Below are 21,694 nucleotides of genomic sequence, written 5' to 3' on the forward strand. Positions count from 1 at the left end.
ACCTGGCTTATTGGCGACTTTGTAGATGCTAAAAAGCCATTTTTATTAGGGTTTAGAGGGGATAATAGAGATGGAAAATACAAATGTATTAAAAGATGGGCTTTCAATTATATCTCAATGTAAAAAAGAAACAAATGATATTTGGCATGCACATTTTGGAGCAGCTGCAATTGCTAGTTATTTTTTTACGAAAAACAATAACATTGATGAAAAAACTGCCTGTCACATTTATTCTCAAGCGAAAATGATGCTCCATAAGCAAAGGTTAGGCAAAACAATTGATAATAAACAAGGTGTCGATTATCAAAGTGCTGAAGAAAGGATAATCAAATCTTTGGAACAAACAATTGATGAACTCCATTGGGTTGGTCATAATGTAATTTATGCTTCTTTAAGTTTATTAGCTATTAAGGAGTTAAGTCATTGGGGGAGTGACCAAGATATTAATAATATTGCAAACCTTATATTATCGTTTCAAAAAACAATTCCCGGTAGGTCTTGGATTGGTTTTACAACTAAAGAAGTAAAGAAATTAAGTATAAGTAATGATGAGATTCAAAGTGAAATTAAAGACCCAAAGCAATTATCTAAGTTTATTTTAAATGAGTTATCTAAATTTAAAGTTATATATAGGGCAGAATCACATCACGATTTACTTGGCCATATGCTTACCTTTTCGCATGCGATTAATATATTATATGACTTAGGCCATATAGAATTATTTCAACGAGGAATAAAACCACTATTAAAGCTAGTTCATGTACTTAGAAAGAGGCGTAATTTAATGTCGAATGCCCAAATAATATTGAATTCTCCTGTAGATCGTTTACCTCTCACAAAAGCAAAACAAGTTGATAAACTTCCGCTAGATAATGCATTCTGGCTTAAAGACTACAGTGAATTTAATTGGGATTTTGGGCACATATTTAAATTTTCATATAGTTATTTTGATCACTTAACAAGGGTTCCAGAATATAAAGATAAAACATTTGAGAAATTTTGTTGTATTATTAATGAGTAAAAGTGTCTAACTGTAAATTAATAGTAATTGGCACATATTCATAAGCTTCAGTAACATATTTATAAAAATACGAAAGTTTTTTGTAATAACTTATTATATTTTACGTGAGAGGATGTAGAATATGTTTATTTCTGTTACTAGAATGCGCCTAAAAGGAAAAAGAATGTTACCGTTCTTTTTTATATATACAACGAGATCTGGATTGCAGGCAAATAAAGCGAATGGCTTAATACATTCTTCATTTGCAAAAGAAGGATGGCATACATATTGGACGTTAACGGTTTGGGAGAATAAGAAGTATATGAAAGAGTTCCGTAACAATGGTAATCATTTAAAGGCAATGAAAATCGCAAGGAAGATAGCTAGTGAATTAGAATATACGAATTGGGAACAGGATACTATTCCTAAATGGGATAATTGTAAGAAAGTATTGCATAGTAAGTATGGTAGAGAATTAAAATGATTTGTAAGAAGGGACTTAGTGTAAGTCTCGCATTTATGTAAGATTTTACATAAGTGCGAGGCTTTTACTTATTATGTAAGTAGGCTATACTAAAATACATACATTTTAAAATTGGAGCGAATAAAGACGACATGGAGTTAGTAAAGTTAGAAAAAATAATTGAATTGAAAAAAGAAGAATTATTGAATCTAGTCTCAAATTATGGACTTCAACATGAAAAAGTAATAGAACTCAGCCAAGAAATTGACAAATTAATAAACTGGTTTATGTTTTTAAAATAGAAAGAACTATGACGTGGTTTGAATATGTTGTAGTTCTTTTTTATGCATATATATTGTCTAATTTCTTACAGAATGCGCAAGCTGCTAGTCGAATATAAGGAATTTTGGGTATAATAATAAAGGAATTATTAATTGTATCGGTTAGGAGCGCGGCAAATATGAAAACAGTTGTTGTTATCGGTGGAGGTATAACTGGACTTTCTACTATGTTTTATTTAGAAAAACTTAAAAAAGATTATAATATCGATTTAAATTTAATCCTTGTCGAGAAAGAAGAGTTTTTAGGTGGTAAAATCCATAGCGTAGAAGAAAAGGATTTTATTATGGAATCAGGGGCAGATTCTATCGTTGCTCGTAATGAACATGTTATGCCGCTTGTTAAAGAATTAAATTTAGAAAAAGAAATGGTTTATAACGAAACAGGTATTTCTTACATATATTCTGATAACGTATTACATCCAATTCCTTCTGATACTATATTTGGGATACCGATGAGTGTCGAGTCGTTGTTTAGCAGTACGCTAGTCTCAACGAAAGGGAAAATTGTTGCTTTAAAAGATTTCATAACGAAAAATAAAGAGTTTACGAAAGATACATCACTTGCAGTATTTTTAGAAAGCTTTTTAGGGAAAGAGTTAGTGGAAAGACAAATCGCACCTGTGCTTTCAGGTGTATATTCCGGTAAATTGAATGAGCTTACTATGGCATCTACTTTACCGTATTTACTGGATTATAAAAATAAATATGGAAGTATTATTAAAGGTTTTGAAGAGAATAAAAAACAATTTCAACCAGCAGGAAATAAAAAGTTTGTATCATTTAAAGGTGGACTATCTACGATTATTGATCGCTTAGAAGAAGTGCTGAATGAGACTGTCATTAAAAAAGGTATTGTAACGACAGCTGTAAGTAAAAAAGGTGATCGATATGAGGTTTCTTTTGCAAATCATGAGACAATACAAGCTGATTATGTTGTTTTAGCAGCTCCACATGATATCGCACAAACTTTATTACAGTCTAATGAGTTAAACGAGAATTTTAATAAATTTAAAAATTCATCGCTTATTAGTATTTACTTAGGTTTTGACATACTAGATGAGCAACTACCGGCTGATGGCACAGGGTTTATCGCAACGGAAAACAGTGATTTACATTGTGATGCTTGCACATGGACAAGCAGGAAGTGGAAACATACATCGGATAAACACAAGCTATTAGTAAGAATGTTTTATAAGAGCACTAATCCAGTATATGAAACGATCAAAAGTTATAGTGAAGAGGAATTAGTACGAGTAGCTTTATATGATATTGAAAAGAGTCTTGGAATTCAAGGTGAACCAGAAGTAATTGAAGTTACAAATTGGAAAGATTTAATGCCAAAATATCATTTGGAACATAATCAAGCGTTGCAATCATTAAATGAAAAATTGACGGCTCTTTATCCAAATGTATACTTAGCTGGAGCTTCATATTACGGTGTCGGAATTGGTGCTTGTATTGGAAACGGAAAGAATACTGCCAATGAAATAATTGCGACATTGAATGAACAGTCATAGAATACATATGTAAATAAAATGTCCCTCCAACATAATGGAGGGACATTTTATTTGTAATTACTTCACATTAATTGAAATTTTTTTATGCGATGCTTTATTCTCTTTAATAGTTAATGTTATTTTTCCAGATTCTTTAAAGGAGTACGGTGAGAGTTGATAAAGTTCTTTAATATTATGTTCTTCTTGTAATTTATTTGTAGGTATTATTGTTATATTAGGCTTCCATGTTTCCTGTTTGCCTGAAGGGTAGTCTATTATTATTTTCGGATTATTTAATTGTATTGTTTCCCAAGAGGCAAAATACAGTTCAACTTCTGCATCTTTTTTTAGTAATTCTTCTGAGAAATAACCAAACTCACCAACATTACCGAAAACAATAAAATTTTGATTTTGTAATTTAATATCTAAATATCTAGGTTGATATGTTGCTGCGTGATAAATTCCGTATGAAAGAAAGAGTGTGGCAGCGATTAATATACCAACTGAAAATGTTTTAAAGCTATTTCCTTTAAAACTAGTCATCATAAGTGAATTTGGTGTGAATTTTCTTGCGAATAAAAAAATGAGCAAAATGATTAAGAGGGCTAAGCCAATGAAAATATACATAAAGTTTACGCACCTCCGTAAGAAGTATTTACTGTTTTTCTATATTTTAACATGAGAGGGTATGAATTAGAGGGGAAATTAATAAATACAACGAAGTTATATATTATTAAGAGGATAAGCGTTGCTAGAAATGTTTGATTTGTGGGACATTGAGGACTTTCCTAATTATAAGTTTTTTTCTGCTATAATAAACTAGTAGAGAGAAAGGAGTGATCCTATGGCATTTCCTATGTTAGAAACTGAACGCTTGCGCTTAGTTGAAATAGAACAATCTTATTGTCAAAAAATATATGAAATATTCTCATTGGATGAGGTAACATGTTATTACGGTATGAATTCTTTTACTGAATTTGGACAGGCTTCACGTATGATTGAATCTTTTTCGAAAAATTACTTTGAGAAAAAGGCGATACGTTGGGGGATTGTTTTAAAAGAAACAAATACTTTAGTAGGAACAATTGGATTAAATAATTTACAACTTTGGAGTAAACGATCTGAGATTGGATATGATTTACATCCTCGTTATTGGGGGAATGGCTATGCTTCAGAAGCTGCTCGAGAAATTATTACTTATGGATTTCGAGATTTAGGTTTATTTAGAATTGGAGCTATTACATATCCTGAAAATATAACTTCGTGTAATATGTTATCGAAATTAGGTTTTCAAAAGGAAGGACTGTTACGCGGATACATTCATCAAGGAAATAAACAACATGATGCATTAATGTATTCTGTTGTACGAACAGATGTAGAGGATAATCATTATTAATAAAAAGCCCCTCTTAATAAAATAAGAGGGGCATGTAAAAATCAACCTAATTTAGGTAATAAACGTTCTCCGCTTTTCATGCTACTTTTACATAAAGGGCATTTAGGCTCTTCTTCAAATGAAAAGTTTTTTCTCATCCATCCTAAACAATCCTCTGATTCACATTCCCAAACAGGGGTTTGTTCTGGTGGTACTTCTGCTACATCGTTCTTTCGATTGCGATACATGTAACCACTCCTTTTATGTAAAAATTTTTAGTTATATATTAAAAAGGTTGTTAACCGAGCTGGCAACAACCTTTTTATTGTTTGAATTATAGCTTTACAACGTTTTTAGCTTGAGGTCCACGGTTACCGTCTTCAACTTCGAAGCTAACTTCTTGACCTTCTTCAAGAGATTTGAAGCCGTCGCCAGTGATAGCTGAGAAGTGAACGAATACGTCGTTACCGTCTGCAACTTCGATGAAACCGAAACCTTTTTCGCTGTTAAACCATTTTACTTTACCTGTTAATGTCATGGTAATGCCTCCTAAAATTTAAAAAGATTACAATATGATCGGCCTTATTTGATTGAAAATAAAAGTTCACATATTATCAAAAACCCATAAGGAGTAAAAAAATGTTCCTGATTGATACTTGATAATATGCAAAGAAAATATAGTGTTAAATTGACCTTAATTACTATCTTACAACAAATGGTGTGAAATAGCAAGTGCTGGTAATACCAGTAAGAAATGCGGGGGAGAATGGTAAAAGACACAAAGACATCTCTTTTATTTATATATTATTCCTATTTTTGGTTTATGCTAAACTAAGAACATTTTTGTGGAAAATTTGTATGAGGGAAACGATATATATTTAAGAATAGTGGTGATGTATTTGTTAAGGAGGAGAGGATATTGCAACCTACTCATTTTAAAATAATTGAAGCAGCAAAAGAAGGAAGAAAAAAAGTTCATCCTGTATTCGCTGTTATACTTGCAATTGTATTTTTAACTTTAGGTGAATTGTTTATGTTATTTATGTTGTTTTTACCGAAAGCAGAAACAACCTTTATAAAGGCGATTTATAGCAATATTGAGATGATATTAACGTTTGGCGGTGCTATATTTTTTGTTTTTTTATGGGTTAGATTTGTAGAGAAAAGATCATTTTCATCAATTGGTTTTTGGAAAGATCAATGGATAAGAAAATATTTGAGAGGTGCATTTATAGGGTTTATTTTCATTTCAATACCAGTAATGATACTTTTATTAACAGGAATTGTAAAACTACAAATGCAACAAATTACGCTAACCGCCATATTTGGTATTGTAGGATCTTTAGTTGCATTTTTAATACAAGGGGCAACGGAAGAAATTATTGTACGAGGTTGGTTATTTCCGGTTCTTTCTGTTAGAAGTCGTATGTGGATTGGGATTACCGTGACGTCGTTTTTATTTGGTTTTCTTCATTTACTTAATCCAGGTATTACAATTCTTTCAATATCGAATATAATATTAGTTGGTATATTTGCAGCTTTTTACGTATTAAAGGACAGTAGTCTTTGGGGGATATGCGCATGGCATTCCATTTGGAATTGGGCGCAATATAATGTTTACGGTTTTGCAGTTAGTGGTATGACGATATATTCAACACCACTGTTTAAACCTGTAACAAACGGATCTGAAGTACTTCATGGAGGCTCATTCGGAATTGAAGGTAGTATTATTACAACAATAATGCTTTCTATCGCTTCCATTGTTTTATGGAGACAGTTATGGGGGAGAAAAGCGAAACAACGAGATTTTAGTTAATGAAAGTGGGAGAAACTATGGGGATTATAGCGTTTGAGGGAGCCAGTGCTGTTGGTAAGAGTACAACATGTCGTGAACTAGAAAAAAATTATGGTGCTTATATTATACCTGAAGTGAATTTTTTATTTGAAAGACCAAAAAATGAGCATAGAACATGGTATTTTGAAAAACAAGTAGAGCGCTGGAATATAGCAGTGCAGAAATCGGAGCAATATAAATTAGTAATACTTGATGGGGACATATATCAGCCGCTTAGTTATAATTGGTGTTTCCATTTTGATATATTTAACCAACCGTTATCTTTAATAGAAAACTTTTATAAAGAAAAGATGATCAATAGGGAAATTGGTTTTCCTGATCAATATTTTTATTTACATACGAATGATGAAGAACTTAGAAAACGGAAAGAATCTGACGAGACAAAAAAAAGGAGAAACTTTGAAAAACATTTACATATATCAAAATCGTTTCAACGTTATTATGAAAATTTAAATACCGTTACAGATGGATACTGCAAAATGATTGACGCGAAAAGTTTAAAATCGAATGAATTAAAAATTGTGAAAAGTTTAAAAAACTTGAACGTGTGTGAAGAGAGACGTTTTGATGTTTCGAGGTTAGATGCTATTACGAAGTGGTTAAAAGAAAATCATCCATATTAAAAAGCAACGGGTGTCACTCAAGACGCTCGTTGTTTTTTTATATAGCAAAATATTTTTGTTATTTAACAGAATAATCTTTCAAATTACCTAGAAAAGAAATACAATATAAGGAAATATATGAATAGTTTTACTATGTGGTTTAGGGAGGGATCAGTGATTCAAAAGTAAAGAAGTATTAATAAATTTATTGAAATAGTTTTAATACAGTAACGAAGTACAAATTGTGAAAGGAGACTATATTTAAGTATGAGGAAAGTTATTCTACAACATCTAAATCGAGACGCATCTGAAGTGGTTGCATTTGGAGATGACTACAATGATATGGAAATGATAGAGAAGTGTGGGATTGGTGTAGCGATGAGTAATGCTGTTGAGGAATTAAAATCAGTTGCTAAATTTATTGCGAAAAGTAACGATGAGGATGGCGTTGCTACATTTTTAGAAAGTAATAGTTATGTTTATATTAATTAGTATGAAAAAAGTATGCTAAACCAGCTTTAATAGATAGAAATTATGAAAAGGGATATGCGGGGGGAAATAAGCGAGATGAAAACACTATTTAAAATAATCGGTATTATAGCTGGTATGGCGGTAATCGGAGTAGGTTTAACGTATGGTATGCTATATTATTTGAATAATAGTAAGCCAGCTGCGAAAAAGACAACACCAGCTGCTCCGGCAGTAGAAATACTAGCTGATAGTAATGTAAAAGCGGAAGATGCAAAGATTTTAGAAAATGGTAATCATTCATTACCGAATAGCGGTTTTAATAAAAATTTTAAATGGACAGATGAGCATATACAGACAGCATTACATGAAATGGCACATCAAAAAACGAAAGCGGATCAAAAGTGGGGTTATATTTTTATAACACAAGAACGTATTGAAAGTTTACTTGAAATTATAAACAGTAATGATGTTGCGCAAAAAAGTACATATGTGGACATTTTAGAACGATGGAAACAAGGGAAATATGAAAAGGTAGATGCGGATCACAACAAGATTTGGAAATTACAAAGTGGGAATTTAGGGGAAGGGAAAGGAGTAATGTCAGAAAAGGAGCAAAAAGAATTAATTAATCAAGTGTTTATGCAAAAAGGTACATATTCAGGTAGTAAATTAATTGCGGGTGGGAGACAGACTAATAAATAATATAATAATTAATGCAAAAGAGTAAGTGCCTATTAGGCACTTACTCTTTTTTGTATGTACTTTTTTATATCTTAATCTCACTCTAGTAAGGAAAGAAACGACTGTACTACAGGGGAAATCCATCTAGATTTATGATAGATTACATGACTTTGAATAACGGCCGGAGTTTCGATAGGTTGAAAACAAAGCTGCTCTTTTTGGCAATTTTCTTGTACAACGATGTAAGGAAGAATTGAAATGCCTAACTCGCACATCACAGATTGTTTAATGACTTCAACATTGGAAGTTTCAAATGTTTTATCTGGAATATTCCCGCTTTGACGTAAAAAACGATCTACCATTGGTCTATAGCCACAGCTTTGTTCTGTAAAGATAAACTGGGTGTTCTGTAATAAATGGAATGGATTTGTGTGTGCAGAGGAATAAGGTGGTAAAATCCATCCAAATGTTTCATTACTAAAAGTACGCGTAATAAAATCATTATGTTCTATACTTTCTCCAATTAAGAAGATAACATCGGTTTCGCCTTCATGTAGCTTTTTTAATGCTTGTTCATTCGTATTTGTTTCAAGTACGATATTTACTTTCGGATTTTCCTGCTTGTAAGTACGTAATAATTGTGGTAACCGGTACACTGCTAATGATTCGTTAGATGTAATACTTAATGTCCCTTCCAAATCATCACTATTTTGAGGGATTTCTTGCGCTTTTTCATAAATAGCAAGTAATTCTAAGGCATAAGGGTGAAATTGATGTCCTGCTTTTGTAAGAAGTATTTTTTTCCCTAATCGATCGAAAAGAGGGATGTGTAGATCGTTCTCTAATGATTTAATATGCCCTGTAACAGTAGATTGCGCATAACCTAACACATGAGCAGCTTTAGAAAAACCACCATATTTAACAATGGCACAAAAAGTTTTAACATGTCTCATTTCCATAAATGATCCCTCTTTTATTATCATGATTTGTGAATGATTATATCATGTATTTCAATTTTTCAAATGATTAAATTTCTTTTAATATTAACTTGTGGAGAAATTCATTTAAGCAGTATTGGAGGAGAAACAATGAGTAAAAAGGGCTATCATGTAGCTATTGTTGGAGCTACAGGTGCAGTTGGACAGAAAATTGTTGAATTGTTAGAGGAAGAAACAAATTTTAATATAGTTGAAGTTACGTTGCTTTCGTCAAAACGATCTGCTGGTAAGACAGTACAATTTAAAGGACGGGAGATAATCATACAAGAAGCAAAAACAGATAGCTTTAAAGGTGTAGATATTGCTTTTTTTAGCGCTGGGGGAGAGGTTTCTAGACAATATGTAGATCACGCTGTTTCTAATGGTGCAATCGTAATTGACAACACAAGTGAATACCGAATGGCGCAAGATGTACCACTTGTCGTTCCAGAAGTAAATGCGCATACTTTAAGGCAGCATAAAGGTATTATAGCGGTGCCGAATTGTTCAGCCTTACAGATGGTAACGGCACTCCAGCCAATTCGAAAAGCATTCGGATTGGAACGAATTATCGTTTCCACATACCAAGCTGTATCAGGTTCTGGTATTCATGCGATTCATGAATTAAAAGAACAGGCTAAGTCTATGCTTGCAGGTGAGGAGATGAAAAGTACCATATTACCAGCAAAAAAAGATAAAAAGCATTACCTAATTGCATTTAATGTACTGCCTCAAGTAGATATATTTACAGATAATGATTTCACCTTTGAAGAAGTAAAGATGATTCAAGAGACGAAGAAAATTTTAGAAGATCCTAACCTAAAAATGGCAGCTACTTGTGTCCGGGTTCCAGTTGTATCAGGACATTCAGAATCGGTTTATATTGAACTTGATAAAGAAGCATCTGTAGCAGAGATTAAAGCAGTGCTAATGGATGCACCAGGTGTTATTTTACAAGATAACCCTAGTGAACAGTTGTATCCAATGCCATTATATGCAGAAGGGAAAATAGATACATTTGTCGGAAGAATACGTAAAGACCCTGATACGCCAAACGGATTCCATCTCTGGATTGTTTCCGATAATTTATTAAAAGGTGCAGCTTGGAACTCAGTTCCAATAGCAGAGACGTTGGTGGAAAAGGGGATACTTTAGAATAGATTAAAAAACTGGGAAATCGTTAATGATTTCTCAGTTTTTATTTAATAATTGTTTTCTTTATTTCGACCAAATTTAAACTAAATTAGTCTTTATTGAAATTTTATAAATATCCACTTTATCCGCAGTAAAACATGGGGTTTTGGATTTTTGGTTATTACGGTAATTTAAACAAGGTTTTAATTAGTCGGTAAAGAAATATTAGTTAAGATTTTGAAAATGGTGATGTAAAGGGGGAAATAGTAAAAAGCATCAAGGGAAAATAAAACTCATTTGATATGATATGGATATATCGAGCGTGAGGAGGAATTATAATGTATCAAGTAAAAGGGTATTTTTCATCATTAAAAGGAAGCCATTATCAAATTGGAAAAAAGCAAGGAGAATTTGTGAAACAACATCCGTATCTCATTCCACAATTTATACAGCAAGAACATTCAGTATCAGATAATCATTGGAAAGAATCTAGAAATATACTGGGGCAATATTGTCCAGGAATTAATGAAGAAATTGAAGGGTTTTGCGAAGTATTGAAAATACCTTCTAAAAATATGATGTATTATTATCAAACATTATTAAAAGCGGGTTGTAGTCATTGTGCAGTATTACCTAAAAAGACAGATTCAGAGCACACATATGTATTAAGAAATTATGATTTATCACCAAAAATAGATGATATGCGTTTTTGCTCGACGCATGTTGAAGGTGCATATGCACATAGTGGTTTTTCTACTCAATATTTTGGCCGAACAGAAGGAGTTAACGAACATGGGTTATCTGTTACATTTTCTGCATGTGGTCAACCGGTTGGGAATATTGAAGGGTTAAGAAAGCCAAAGGTAAATGGATTACAATGTTTTTCGATAATCCGGGTATTATTAGAGAAATGTAAAAATGTTCAGGAAGCTATATCATTAATAAAAGAACTGCCTAGTGCAAGTAATATTAATATAATTGTAGCTGATCCTATAAATGCAGCACATATTGAAATATTTGACGGGCATAAATCCATAACAACAAATGAAGATGACAATCAAGCTTTCATCGTATCAACAAACCATGCAGTTAGTTCATCTATTCAGAAATTAAATAATAGTAAATTAGAACAATCTACAAAGAGATATCACATTTTACATGAACATATAAATCGAGATAAAAAGTTGAGCATGGAGTCTTTAAAAGGATTAGTAGAAGAAGAATATCCTGCAGGGCTGACAGTACATAATTATGAAGAATGGTTTGGGACTTTGCATTCTGTAGTATTTGATTTACATGATTGTACAATGAATATTTGTTTTGGATCGCCACTTTTAAATGATTGGTATTCATTGAAAGTAGGAGGAAGTCTTCCGTTTTCTGAGGTGAATGTGAACTTTAAAAATAAAACGTATACTAACTTTTGGATAGAAGAGAAAAGTGAGTTGATTCCAATAGATTAGATAGAATAATAAAGTAATGTAAAGAAGTGCAAATATACTGGAGGGATTGCCATTGCTACAAGTTATGTTACCAATTATTTTTATCTTTTTACTAGTTGCTTCGATATATATAACTTATCAAAAAAGAAAAAAAGCAGAGATAAAAGGATTAAAAAGTTCGCTAACTTCAATTTGTTTCTTTACACTTGCAATCTTAAATTTATTTTCATATTGGTTTCATTTTGGTGGTATTTTTAGTTGGTTATTTTTAATCGTATTATTGCTAGTGGGGGCATATTTTACGAAATACATTCCAATATCTAAAAAGGTACATTAAAATTTATACGTAATGTTGTATTTCATTTTGAAAAGAGAGTATTCTATTAGGTCGTTGTGAAACGGTTTCATAGGATATGCTCTTTTTATGTTTATTTTCGTGTATTAAAAGAAGGACAGGTGTTACAGTAGCGTTTGCTAATCGTATTATGCATAAGGAGAAACAAAATATTGAAGGTTTAAATAGAATTTTAGAAGTAAAATCACTTTCTACTAGTTGCCGAAAAACATTTGAAAAACGAATGAGGGGAGAAGAAATTAGTACGAAAGAGAGGATTGAAGGAAAAAAAGAATAATTTTTTTATTATAAGTAGTGTATTTCTATTAGTAAAAGCTAATTAGAAAGCACTATTTTTATATAATTAACTTATTAATATTCAGAAATCTTAATATTGGTTTATTCGACTTGTTTTTTAATAGTCAAAACATAAAATTAATTAGACTATTTTTTATGTTTTATGATACTATATTGATTTGTAAGGCCTATGTTTTATGAGTAGGTCATATAAGTATATCTAATTTAATGGAATTGACGTATGGAGGTACAACATGGGGAATGTTGAAAAAATTGTAAATCCTCTAATAGAAGAACCGAAAAGAGAGCAGTTATTTCCTTTATTTGAAGAAGTATTTGGGATTACAAGTCAAACATTGAATGATTTTTCGGAGAAAGGATATTGGGATTATACATATAAAGCTTTATCATGTTTACAAGAAGATAAAGTGATTGCAAATGTTGCAGCATTTTCATTACCATTGCTAATCAATGGTGAAAAAATTAATGCAGTGGGCATTCAATCAGTAATGACACATCCTAATTTTCGTAGACAAGGACTAATGACACGGTTAATGAGTAAAATGATAGAAGAAATCGATAAACAGTGTGAATGTGCGTTATTGTTTACTGAAACTCCTGAACTATATACATCATTTGGATTTAAAGTTGTGCAGGAATATTTGATGACTATACCATACGATAAAAATAATAATAAGGATTCTCTACTTAGAAAATTAGATTACTATAATGAAGAAGATAGACAGTTAATACATGAAACGATCGATAGTAGCCAAAGGCTTTCAAATAAATTTTCAACATTAAACTTCCAGTCTTCATTTTATTTAAATATGTATGACACGAAATGGAATGAGAAACTGTATTATTCAGAGAAACTAGATGCTCTGATCGTTTATGAAGTAGACAATGAAAAGTTGAAAGTATTTGGCGTATTTGCACCGGTACTTCCAGTGTTAGATGAAATATGTGCGGAAATCACGGAAAGCTTTACAGAAATTGAATTTTATTTTTCTCCAGATCAATTAGGGATTGAGGATGTACAGTTTACAGAATTACAGTCTAGTAAGTATTTAATGGTTCGAAGTAGTAAAGAGTTAGACTTTAAAGGTTATAAATTCCCAGTATTAACGGAGTTTTAAATGTACATATAAATGCTTTTTTATTGAACAAATATAGAGGGAAACCGTATTCTTTTAATAAAGAATACGGTTTTTTTTATTTATGTAAGGTAAAGCACATTTATTGACCAGAAAGGAATCAATACTTATCATTTAATAATGTTAAATATTAATTTACATAATATAATAGAAGGAATGAAGAAATTACAGACTATATGGCTTAAATAAGGAGGGGATACGAAGTATTCAGTGATAATTTCATGAGAGAAGGAGATTATGTATGAAATCATTTCGCAAGTTGTTACAGTATTTAAAACCATACATGTTCTTCGCTATTATTGGACCGCTATTTATGGTACTTGAGGTTGCGATGGACTTAATTCAGCCGACTATTATGCAACATATTATTGATGTTGGGATAGCAAATCGGGATTTGAATTATGTAATAAAAATGGGGCTTCTTATGATAGGAGCAGCAGCACTTGGTTTAGTTGGCGGACTTGGGTGTATGATGTATTCTACAAAAGGTGCTGTTAATTTTGCTACAGACATACGAAAAGATGTTTTTGTGAAAATGGAAACATTTTCTAGCAATAATCGTGATTCATTTGGAACAGGAAAATTATTAACGATTGTTACAAATGATATTACTTCAATTCAGTCGGCAATGACGATGACATTACGTGTTCTTGTTCGTGGGCCGTTGTTATTTATAGGAAGTATAATTATTGTTTTTGTAACAGCTCGAGAGTTATTTCCTATATTACTTGTAGTCGTCCCAATTTTATTACTTGCGATTATATTAATTGCAAGTAAAGCAAGCGGAACGTTTAAAAAGGTGCAAGAGGCATTAGATAAAGTGAATACAAAGCTACAAGAAAATTTATCTGGTGTACGTGTAATAAAAGCATATGTAAGACAAAAATATGAAATTTCTCAGTTTGGAAATGTTAATACAAATTTAACGAAGATAAATATTCGAGCTGTGCAGCTCATTTCGTTAATGATGCCACTCATTATGCTAGTTGTAAGTGGTGGGATTGTTGCAACACTATGGATTGGTGGAGAAAAAGTATTTAATGGAACTCTTCAAGTAGGAGCGATTTTAGCATTTATTAACTACTTAAATATCATTTTAATGGCACTTATGTCTATTAGTATTGTATTTATTCAAATTGCTCGAGCTTTTCCATCTGCGGATCGTGTACAACAAGTCTTAAATACTGAAGTTGATATTATGAACGAGGCTAATGCAATTGAACCTGAGCAAATCGAGGGGAATATTGATTTTAAAAATGTGAGTTATAGTTATACGAAAAATAATGAATACGTTTTAAAAGATATTTCATTTAGCATACGAAAAGGTGAAAAAGTAGGGATTATTGGATCAACAGGAAGTGGTAAATCTACTTTAGCTAAATTATTACCGCGTCTCTATGATGTTGATCAAGGTGAAATATGTATAGATGGAATGAATGTTAAAACATATGATTTACAAAAATTGCGCGCTTCCATAGGTTTTGTACCTCAAAAGGCACTGTTGTTTTCCGGAAGTATAAAAGAGAATTTACGTTATGGTAAAGAAGATGCTACACACGATGAACTAGAAGTAGCAGCTTCATCAGCTTGTGCGACTGAGTTTATCAACAAGATGGAAGAATCTTATGAATATAATTTAACTCAAGGTGCGACGAATCTATCAGGTGGACAAAAACAACGTGTATCCATTGCAAGAGCGTTTGTAAGAAAGCCATCCATCCTTATATTAGATGATTCTACATCAGCAGTTGATGCGAAATCAGAGACTAACATTCAATCGGCATTAAGAACAGAATATAAAGGAACGACGACATTATTAATTGCTTCTAAAATTTCATCTATAATAGATGCTGATAAAATTCTTGTACTAGATAATGGTGAATTAGTTGGTGATGGTTCTCATGAACAACTGTTAGAACAATGTCAGGTATACCAGGAAATCTATCTTTCCCAAGGTGGCAATTTACATAAAGAGGGTGGGAAAGAATATGCGTAATTTTCATGGGCAATTTGCTAATAAAGGTGGACGTAACGCACCGAAGACGGGAAAAGCTAAAAATACTAAAGGAACTGTAATGCGGATATGGAACTATATGGGCTATCAAAAAGCTGCTCTTATGTTCGTTATATTTCTAGTATTTGCTACGACATTACTTGGGTTATTAGGTCCGTATTTTATGGGGGTAATTATAGATCAATATATTGTACCGAAAGATTTAAGTGGTACTGCAAGAATGTGTATGTTACTTATCGCGATATACTGCGTAACGGTGCTTTTAACATGGTTACAAACATTTGTCATGATTAACGTTGCGCTAAAAACAATACAAAAAATACGCCAAGATATCTTTGAGAAAATCCAAACGCTTTCTTTACGGTTTTTTGATGTACGTTCTCAAGGTGATTTAATGAGCCGTGTAACTAATGATATAGATAATTTGAATCAGGCGTTAACACAAAGTGTTGTACAAATTATTTCATCAGCATTAACCTTCATAGGTGTGACGATTGCGATGTTTTCATTAGATTGGATTTTAGCAATTGTAACTTTAATTACAGTACCTATTATGTTTATTGTTACAAAAAAACTAGTTGCATATAGTGGTAAAAACTTTGCGAAGCGTCAAAAAGATTTAGGGGAATTAAATGGATTTATTGAAGAAGCAATAACAGGTGCGGATGTTACAACATTGTACGGGAAAGAAAAAGAAACAGTACAAAATTTTAATAAAATTAATGAACAGCTAAGAGTTTCAGCTACGAAGGCGGATACATTTTCAGCTTTTATTTTTCCAAGTATGAACTTTATTAATAACTTAGGAATGGGGCTTGTAATTGGAACGGGATCAGTTATGGTTTTAAACGGCATGACAACGGTAGGTGTTATTGCAGCTTTTATTAATTATTCGCGTCAATTTTCAAGACCACTAAGCCAATTCGCAACTTTAATGAATACAATTCAAGCAGCAGTTGCTGGCGGGGAACGTGTCTTTGAAATTATGGATGAAGTACCAGAAATTCAAAATAAAAAAGATCCATATGTTGTACAAAAATTACAAGGACATGTTGTACTTGAGAATGTTTCATTTGGCTATGAAGAAAATAAAATGATTTTAAAAGAAGTGAACCTTAAGGCACAGCCAGGAGAGACAATTGCTTTAGTTGGTCCAACTGGGTCAGGAAAAACAACCATTATTAATTTATTAACGCGCTTTTATGATATACAACAGGGACAAATTAAAATTGATGGAAATGATATAAAAGATTATGATATTAACTCTCTGAGAAGTAAAATAGGAGTAGTTTTACAGGATACGTATTTATTTGCTGGGTCGATTATGGATAATATACGTTATGGACGATTAAATGCTAGTGATGAAGAAGTAATCAATGCAGCTAAGGCTGCATCAGCACATTCTTTTATTAAGCATTTACCGGATCAATATGAAACAAAAATCGCTTCAGAAGGATCGAATTTAAGTCAAGGACAAAAACAACTGCTTGCGATTGTACGAGCAATTTTAGCAGATGCAGATATATTAATTCTCGATGAAGCGACATCTAATATTGATACGAGAACAGAATTGCAAATTCAAGCAGGGCTAAATAATTTAATGAGAGGTCGAACAAGTTTCGTAATCGCTCATCGACTCAAAACAATCGAAAAGGCAGATCAAATCCTTGTTATAAAAGATGGAAGTATTTTGGAAAGAGGGAATCATGAATCTCTTATGGAAGATAGAGGATTTTACTTTGAATTATATACGAGTCAGTTTAAAATTTAATTAAAACGTTGATATGGTGCGGTTTCTCTTGAAAGGAGAAACCGCATTTTAATGTTTTTTCATATTCATTATATATAACGTACTTCAGTCCAAATAATTGAATACCAGCAATCTTTATATAGGGTTTGCATTAGAGTGAAGTATCAATTAAGACTAAATTTGAATTTTGGATACAAACCGAACTATAACCAAATGGAAGTGTTTAAATTGCGGAGAGGAATTTACAACGGAAGAATTGGATGTAGATAATGAGTTGAATTAAGGGACTGGTATTTTGTTGATTTTGTCAAATCCGTATTTTTACATGGTATATAGACAAAGAAGAGCCTGATATGGCTCTCAGGCTCTTCCCTCAATAGCAAAGAGTAAGTCTTTTAATCACCCTTCTGTTACATAATACACAAAATGTATATGGATGTATAGAACAGGGAATTCCAATATAATTATTCAGATATAATGTTTAAAGATGAAATTATCAAATTTAAATAAGGAATTAAATTGTAAATGTTGATTTATCACATGTTATAAAGGGGATTCTATTAATCAGTAGTTAATAAAGAGATATTGAGATAATAAAATATGGAATATTGCATATTTTATTACAGAACGCTAAGAAGTGAAATGAAAAGATTTTATTCTGCAATTTACGGGGAAATAATGAGTGGGAGGATAAATCAAAAATAAGTAAAAAGAAAATAAGTAAACTATTGACCTTTCCAAAAGAAATGATGATTCCACAACTTAAAACTGTAGTTGTGGTTTTTATTTTTGAGGTGCTTTGTTTTTGAAGATAGATAATCTGGAATTTTTAAAATTTCCAATAGATTAGCGCCCTATTTATTGTTTGTTGTAACTATATTGAATATTTGGCCGGACAATAAGACGAGCTTTGAATATATTAATAAAAAAGGGGATGTAGAACAATGGCTAGATATAGTTTACATGGAGGCCATAACAGTATTGTACAGGGTGCAAATTATGGGAATCGGAAAGAACATATTATGGATCGCCAAGTTAAGGATGCAGTTGTAACTAAATTAAGAGAATTGGGACATACAGTTTATGATGATACTGATGAGGTAGGGACAACACAAGCGCAAAATTTAAGTAATATTGTAGCAAAAACTAACTCGCATGATGTAGATCTAGTAATTTCATTTCACTTAAACTCGTATGATACTAATGCTAATGGTGTCGAAGTACTTTACTATGACCAACAAGCTTTATCAGCAAAAATAGCATCGCAACTTTCGACAGATGTTGGATGGTCAAACCGAGGCGCGAAGGAACGAAAAGATCTTTATGTATTAGCAAATACAAAAGCACCGGCAATTTTAATTGAACTTGGATTTATTGATAATGAATCGGATATGGCAAAATGGAATGTAGATAAGATTTCAAATTCAATTGTTTATGCTTTAACTGGGCAATCTGGTGGGACAACTCCACCATCTAAACAAAATATCATCCAATCAGGCGCTTTTTCACCATATGAAGCTCCTGAGGCTATGCAAGCTTTAAATTCAGTTAAGATGACAGCTAAATTTATTTTACAATCTGATGGATTAACATATTTTATTTCCGATCCAACTTCAGATGCGCAATTAAACGGTATGAAAGGCTGGCTTGATCGTAAAGGCTGGTGGTATGAGGTTAAGTAAATTAGAAGGAATCTGGATTAAGCGATTATTAATCTGTTATTTGCGAGCAGTCAGTTTGATTTCCACTAATAATCGGTGGGGATGAGCAAAAATCCACTCCGATTAAAGTTTCATTTTATCATTTTCCGGCTGAAACTCTCCCACCTTAAAGAATAGATAGAACATGATCCAATAAGTAGGTGGGAGTTATGTGCCGGATAGGTGAAAAAATTCAACTATTTTTGGGAATAAAGTGTGATATACCAGAGTTACAATCTGATTTTAATAGAAAGAAGATTTACAAGTATCAAAAATAAGTATAGACCTAGTGTATAACGATTGAAATAGCACTGAAAACTAACAAGATGGCCATAATGATGTTAAATAATTGATTATGTTTTAATAAAATCTTTTGGAACATTGAACCGAATAGGCTCCAACTAAATGTACTCATTAAACCGACTATACCTAGGAATAAGGAAAAGAGAACGTAGCTTAAATATGATTGGTAATAAGGGAGTATAAAAGTCGATACTACGGTCAATCCGAATAATATCCCTTTAGGATTAACAAATTGAAGGGAAATCCCCACTGTAAATAAGTTATTATCATTTTTCTTAGTGGAATTCGTACTGCCTTTACTAGTGAGTATTTTAAAAGCTAAATATAGCATATACGCTACACCTAAAATTTTTAAAGGTAATTCGATTATGGGTAGGATATTAATTAGTACAATATTAAAGAAACTACATAAGAAAGTAAGGATGAAAAAACCGAAAGCTACTCCAAAGCAAAATTGTATGCTCCTCTTTAAACCATGTTGATTGGCATACGTCATAGCTAAAAAATTGTTAGGTCCGGGTGTGAAGCTACTTATAAAAACAAATAATAAAAAAGAAAATATAGGCATTTCAAAACCCCCTGAAAAAATCGTGTGTTATAATGACCGAAAAGAACAATATAACGTGTGCTTTTTATTATACATAACGGTCGTTATATTGTATATGGTTTAGGAGTGTTTTTTATGGAAGAAATTCAACTTATTCTGGCGAAAAATTTAAAAACAATACGAGAGAAAGAAAAATTAAGTTTAGAAAAGGTTGCTCAATTAACAGGTGTGAGTAAAACGATGATTGGGCAAATTGAAAGGGGTGAATCAAGCCCAACACTAACGACAATATGGAAAATTGCGAATGGTTTGAAAGTGTCTTTTACCACTTTAATCAATAATCCACAACCTGATACAAAAGTGGTTTTACGAAATGATGTTCAAGTCTTGTCTGAGGATAATGGGAGATATAAAGTATATCCTTCTTTTCCTTTCCAAGAGCATAGGAACTTTGAAATCTATACGGTTGAAATTGAAAAAGAAGGGAAATTAAGTTCAGAAGCACATAAAGAAGGAACGGAAGAATTTATTACTGTGTTTGAAGGGGAATTGACAATTGAAGTAAATGATTGCCAATATAAATTAAATAGCGGAGATTCAATTCGGTTTATGGCGGATAGATCGCACACTTATAAAAATTCTGGACGAACATTAACTCGATTAAGTATGACAATTTATTATCCTGTTTCATAAGTTTTTACTTATATTAAGTAATATAAAGAAATGCGTAATGATAAAAACCATTTTTAAGAGATGGTTTTTTTTGAAATCCGCAAAAAAAGACACTCGTTTGAGTGTCAACATAGCATTGTCCTCGTGTATAGGATTGGAGAATGTTCCTCAAGTACGTATTGAGATGGTTCGTAAAGGAGAAACTGTCTTCAAATTTAATGTAACATCGGTGGGAGGGAGTGTAAATTGATAATATGTTTACGGAAAATTTAGTATAGATATTTTCTACTATAAATATAGTGCAATTTGATTTTATTGCTTAATCACCGGCATGAAACTATTGGAATGTTCTTATCTTTATGACGGACATGAAATGTACCACTTGTATTTCATAATATTTATTATGAGAATGAATGAATCATTTTTTAATCGATTCGTATAATTGTTATAGAGGCACCTGTTGGATGCAGCAATAGGAGACTATGCTTTTGTAGCACCACGCGATGGTACGATTACGTCATTAGCAGGTTTCTTTAGTTCAGCAGCAGCCATAACCGTGGCAGGTTCTCACATTCAATTGCAAATATTTATTGCAGATAATCCGTTGAGTAATACCTTTGATCCTCAGGTACCAGTTCTAGCATTAGCACCAACACTGCCTGTGGTTGCCCTTCCTGGTGCAACAGCAGCAGGTATTATACAGGGGCTAAATATTCCAGTAAGTGCTGGAGACAAAATATTAGTGTATGCTACTGTTGAGTCAGCTACTCTTGCTACTGTGATTGGATTCATAAGTGCAGGTATAACAATTGAGTAATTCATTTTAAAGATGTAGTTTGCCTTACTTTATATACAGCTTTTCCCTATGCGGAGAAAGGCTGTATAATTTTTTGTGCATTTTCTTAATTTCAAATGCTGAATAGTGTTGAATGGTTAATAATAAATGAAATAAAAAAAGCCCATAATTTGATATGATCCCCTTATAGTAGACGGGAAAAAGAAAGCACATTAACCTGTTTACTATGGAGGGGATTTTTCTATGGGAAAAATTAGAGTCACTTACGATGTAGAATTTAAGAAAAA

Annotated in this window: 22 protein-coding genes and 2 pseudogenes; 19 read left to right on the plus strand and 5 right to left on the minus strand. The window is 32.1% G+C overall.

Annotated features, from left to right (window positions below):
* The first annotated feature begins 70 nt into the window (after positions 1 to 70).
* From MR065_RS20000 to MR065_RS20015, 4 genes are all read left to right on the plus strand, one after another.
* Positions 71 to 1,021, plus strand: coding sequence for a hypothetical protein (locus MR065_RS20000; RefSeq protein WP_242214861.1), 951 nt, complete (start codon positions 71 to 73; stop codon positions 1,019 to 1,021).
* 121 nt (positions 1,022 to 1,142) lie between these two features.
* Positions 1,143 to 1,484 carry a hypothetical protein gene (locus MR065_RS20005; RefSeq protein ID WP_242214862.1) on the plus strand — a complete coding sequence of 114 codons (342 nt, stop codon included), beginning with the start codon at positions 1,143 to 1,145 and terminating at the stop codon, positions 1,482 to 1,484.
* Between the two features lie 131 nt (positions 1,485 to 1,615).
* On the plus strand, positions 1,616 to 1,765 hold the full coding sequence (locus MR065_RS20010) for an aspartyl-phosphate phosphatase Spo0E family protein (protein WP_002148032.1): 150 nt from the start codon (positions 1,616 to 1,618) through the stop codon (positions 1,763 to 1,765).
* 158 nt (positions 1,766 to 1,923) lie between these two features.
* The gene (locus tag MR065_RS20015) at positions 1,924 to 3,321 is read left to right on the plus strand and encodes a protoporphyrinogen oxidase (RefSeq protein ID WP_242214863.1); all 1,398 of its coding nucleotides are present in this window, start codon (positions 1,924 to 1,926) and stop codon (positions 3,319 to 3,321) included.
* Positions 3,322 to 3,378: 57 nt separating this feature from the next.
* Here the strand turns inward: MR065_RS20015 and MR065_RS20020 are convergent, their stop codons facing one another.
* On the minus strand, positions 3,379 to 3,927 hold the full coding sequence (locus tag MR065_RS20020) for a hypothetical protein (protein ID WP_242214864.1): 549 nt from the start codon (positions 3,925 to 3,927) through the stop codon (positions 3,379 to 3,381).
* 217 nt (positions 3,928 to 4,144) lie between these two features.
* Between MR065_RS20020 and MR065_RS20025 the strand changes: the two genes are divergently transcribed.
* Positions 4,145 to 4,696, plus strand: a complete 552-nt coding sequence (locus tag MR065_RS20025) for a GNAT family N-acetyltransferase (RefSeq protein ID WP_071771456.1) — start codon at positions 4,145 to 4,147, stop codon at positions 4,694 to 4,696.
* 41 nt (positions 4,697 to 4,737) lie between these two features.
* Here the strand turns inward: MR065_RS20025 and MR065_RS20030 are convergent, their stop codons facing one another.
* Both MR065_RS20030 and cspD read right to left on the minus strand, forming a co-directional pair.
* The gene (locus MR065_RS20030; protein ID WP_000286203.1) at positions 4,738 to 4,923 is read right to left on the minus strand and encodes a cold-shock protein; all 186 of its coding nucleotides are present in this window, start codon (positions 4,921 to 4,923) and stop codon (positions 4,738 to 4,740) included.
* 86 nt (positions 4,924 to 5,009) lie between these two features.
* Positions 5,010 to 5,213, minus strand: coding sequence for a cold-shock protein CspD (cspD, locus tag MR065_RS20035; RefSeq protein ID WP_097903077.1), 204 nt, complete (start codon positions 5,211 to 5,213; stop codon positions 5,010 to 5,012).
* A gap of 381 nt (positions 5,214 to 5,594) precedes the next feature.
* Here cspD and MR065_RS20040 point away from each other — a divergent pair, with 381 nt between their 5' ends.
* The 4 genes and pseudogenes from MR065_RS20040 (at position 5,595) to MR065_RS20055 (ending at position 8,305) form a co-directional block, all read left to right on the plus strand.
* On the plus strand, positions 5,595 to 6,491 hold the full coding sequence (locus tag MR065_RS20040) for a CPBP family intramembrane glutamic endopeptidase (protein ID WP_242214865.1): 897 nt from the start codon (positions 5,595 to 5,597) through the stop codon (positions 6,489 to 6,491).
* Positions 6,491 to 7,153, plus strand: a complete 663-nt coding sequence (locus MR065_RS20045) for a nucleoside/nucleotide kinase family protein (RefSeq protein WP_242214866.1) — start codon at positions 6,491 to 6,493, stop codon at positions 7,151 to 7,153. Before MR065_RS20040 ends, MR065_RS20045 begins: the two co-directional genes overlap by 1 nt.
* A 258-nt stretch (positions 7,154 to 7,411) precedes the next feature.
* A pseudogene (locus MR065_RS20050) lies at positions 7,412 to 7,624 on the plus strand (HAD family hydrolase); the annotation flags it as partial.
* A gap of 75 nt (positions 7,625 to 7,699) precedes the next feature.
* Positions 7,700 to 8,305: a PRK06770 family protein gene (locus MR065_RS20055; protein ID WP_242214867.1), complete on the plus strand. Its 606-nt coding sequence runs from the start codon at positions 7,700 to 7,702 to the stop codon at positions 8,303 to 8,305.
* 77 nt (positions 8,306 to 8,382) lie between these two features.
* On the opposite strand, the gene MR065_RS20060 is transcribed toward MR065_RS20055, so the two are convergent.
* Positions 8,383 to 9,243, minus strand: coding sequence for a LysR family transcriptional regulator (locus MR065_RS20060; RefSeq protein ID WP_242214868.1), 861 nt, complete (start codon positions 9,241 to 9,243; stop codon positions 8,383 to 8,385).
* Between the two features lie 129 nt (positions 9,244 to 9,372).
* Here MR065_RS20060 and MR065_RS20065 point away from each other — a divergent pair, with 129 nt between their 5' ends.
* The 8 genes and pseudogenes from MR065_RS20065 to MR065_RS20100 all read left to right on the plus strand — a co-directional run bounded on the left by MR065_RS20065 (position 9,373) and on the right by MR065_RS20100 (position 19,071).
* A complete protein-coding gene (locus tag MR065_RS20065) occupies positions 9,373 to 10,416 on the plus strand; it encodes an aspartate-semialdehyde dehydrogenase (RefSeq protein ID WP_242214869.1) in 1,044 nt (347 codons plus the stop codon).
* Positions 10,417 to 10,733: 317 nt separating this feature from the next.
* Entirely contained in the window at positions 10,734 to 11,858 is a 1,125-nt protein-coding gene (locus MR065_RS20070) for a C45 family autoproteolytic acyltransferase/hydrolase (RefSeq protein WP_242214870.1), read from the plus strand.
* A gap of 52 nt (positions 11,859 to 11,910) precedes the next feature.
* Positions 11,911 to 12,174: a hypothetical protein gene (locus MR065_RS20075; RefSeq protein ID WP_242214871.1), complete on the plus strand. Its 264-nt coding sequence runs from the start codon at positions 11,911 to 11,913 to the stop codon at positions 12,172 to 12,174.
* A 118-nt stretch (positions 12,175 to 12,292) separates the two neighbouring features.
* Positions 12,293 to 12,469, plus strand: a pseudogene (locus tag MR065_RS20080) (3-alpha domain-containing protein); the annotation flags it as partial.
* A 253-nt stretch (positions 12,470 to 12,722) separates the two neighbouring features.
* Entirely contained in the window at positions 12,723 to 13,607 is an 885-nt protein-coding gene (locus MR065_RS20085) for a GNAT family N-acetyltransferase (RefSeq protein ID WP_242214872.1), read from the plus strand.
* A 259-nt stretch (positions 13,608 to 13,866) separates the two neighbouring features.
* A complete protein-coding gene (locus MR065_RS20090; protein WP_242214873.1) occupies positions 13,867 to 15,621 on the plus strand; it encodes an ABC transporter ATP-binding protein in 1,755 nt (584 codons plus the stop codon).
* Positions 15,614 to 17,410, plus strand: coding sequence for an ABC transporter ATP-binding protein (locus MR065_RS20095; RefSeq protein ID WP_242214874.1), 1,797 nt, complete (start codon positions 15,614 to 15,616; stop codon positions 17,408 to 17,410). Before MR065_RS20090 ends, MR065_RS20095 begins: the two co-directional genes overlap by 8 nt.
* Positions 17,411 to 18,333: 923 nt before the next feature.
* Positions 18,334 to 19,071, plus strand: a complete 738-nt coding sequence (locus MR065_RS20100) for an N-acetylmuramoyl-L-alanine amidase (RefSeq protein ID WP_242214875.1) — start codon at positions 18,334 to 18,336, stop codon at positions 19,069 to 19,071.
* A gap of 304 nt (positions 19,072 to 19,375) precedes the next feature.
* On the opposite strand, the gene MR065_RS20105 is transcribed toward MR065_RS20100, so the two are convergent.
* On the minus strand, positions 19,376 to 19,960 hold the full coding sequence (locus MR065_RS20105; RefSeq protein WP_098992007.1) for a LysE family transporter: 585 nt from the start codon (positions 19,958 to 19,960) through the stop codon (positions 19,376 to 19,378).
* 57 nt (positions 19,961 to 20,017) lie between these two features.
* Here MR065_RS20105 and MR065_RS20110 point away from each other — a divergent pair, with 57 nt between their 5' ends.
* Complete coding sequence (locus MR065_RS20110) at positions 20,018 to 20,632, plus strand: helix-turn-helix domain-containing protein (RefSeq protein ID WP_242214876.1); 615 nt, start codon at positions 20,018 to 20,020, stop codon at positions 20,630 to 20,632.
* A gap of 439 nt (positions 20,633 to 21,071) precedes the next feature.
* Positions 21,072 to 21,428: an exosporium glycoprotein BclB-related protein gene (locus MR065_RS20115; protein WP_396022385.1), complete on the plus strand. Its 357-nt coding sequence runs from the start codon at positions 21,072 to 21,074 to the stop codon at positions 21,426 to 21,428.
* Positions 21,429 to 21,694: the final 266 nt, after the last annotated feature.

Source organism: Bacillus cereus group sp. BfR-BA-01383, from assembly GCF_022663495.1.
GTDB classification, from domain to species: Bacteria; Bacillota; Bacilli; order Bacillales; family Bacillaceae_G; genus Bacillus_A; species Bacillus_A cereus_AU.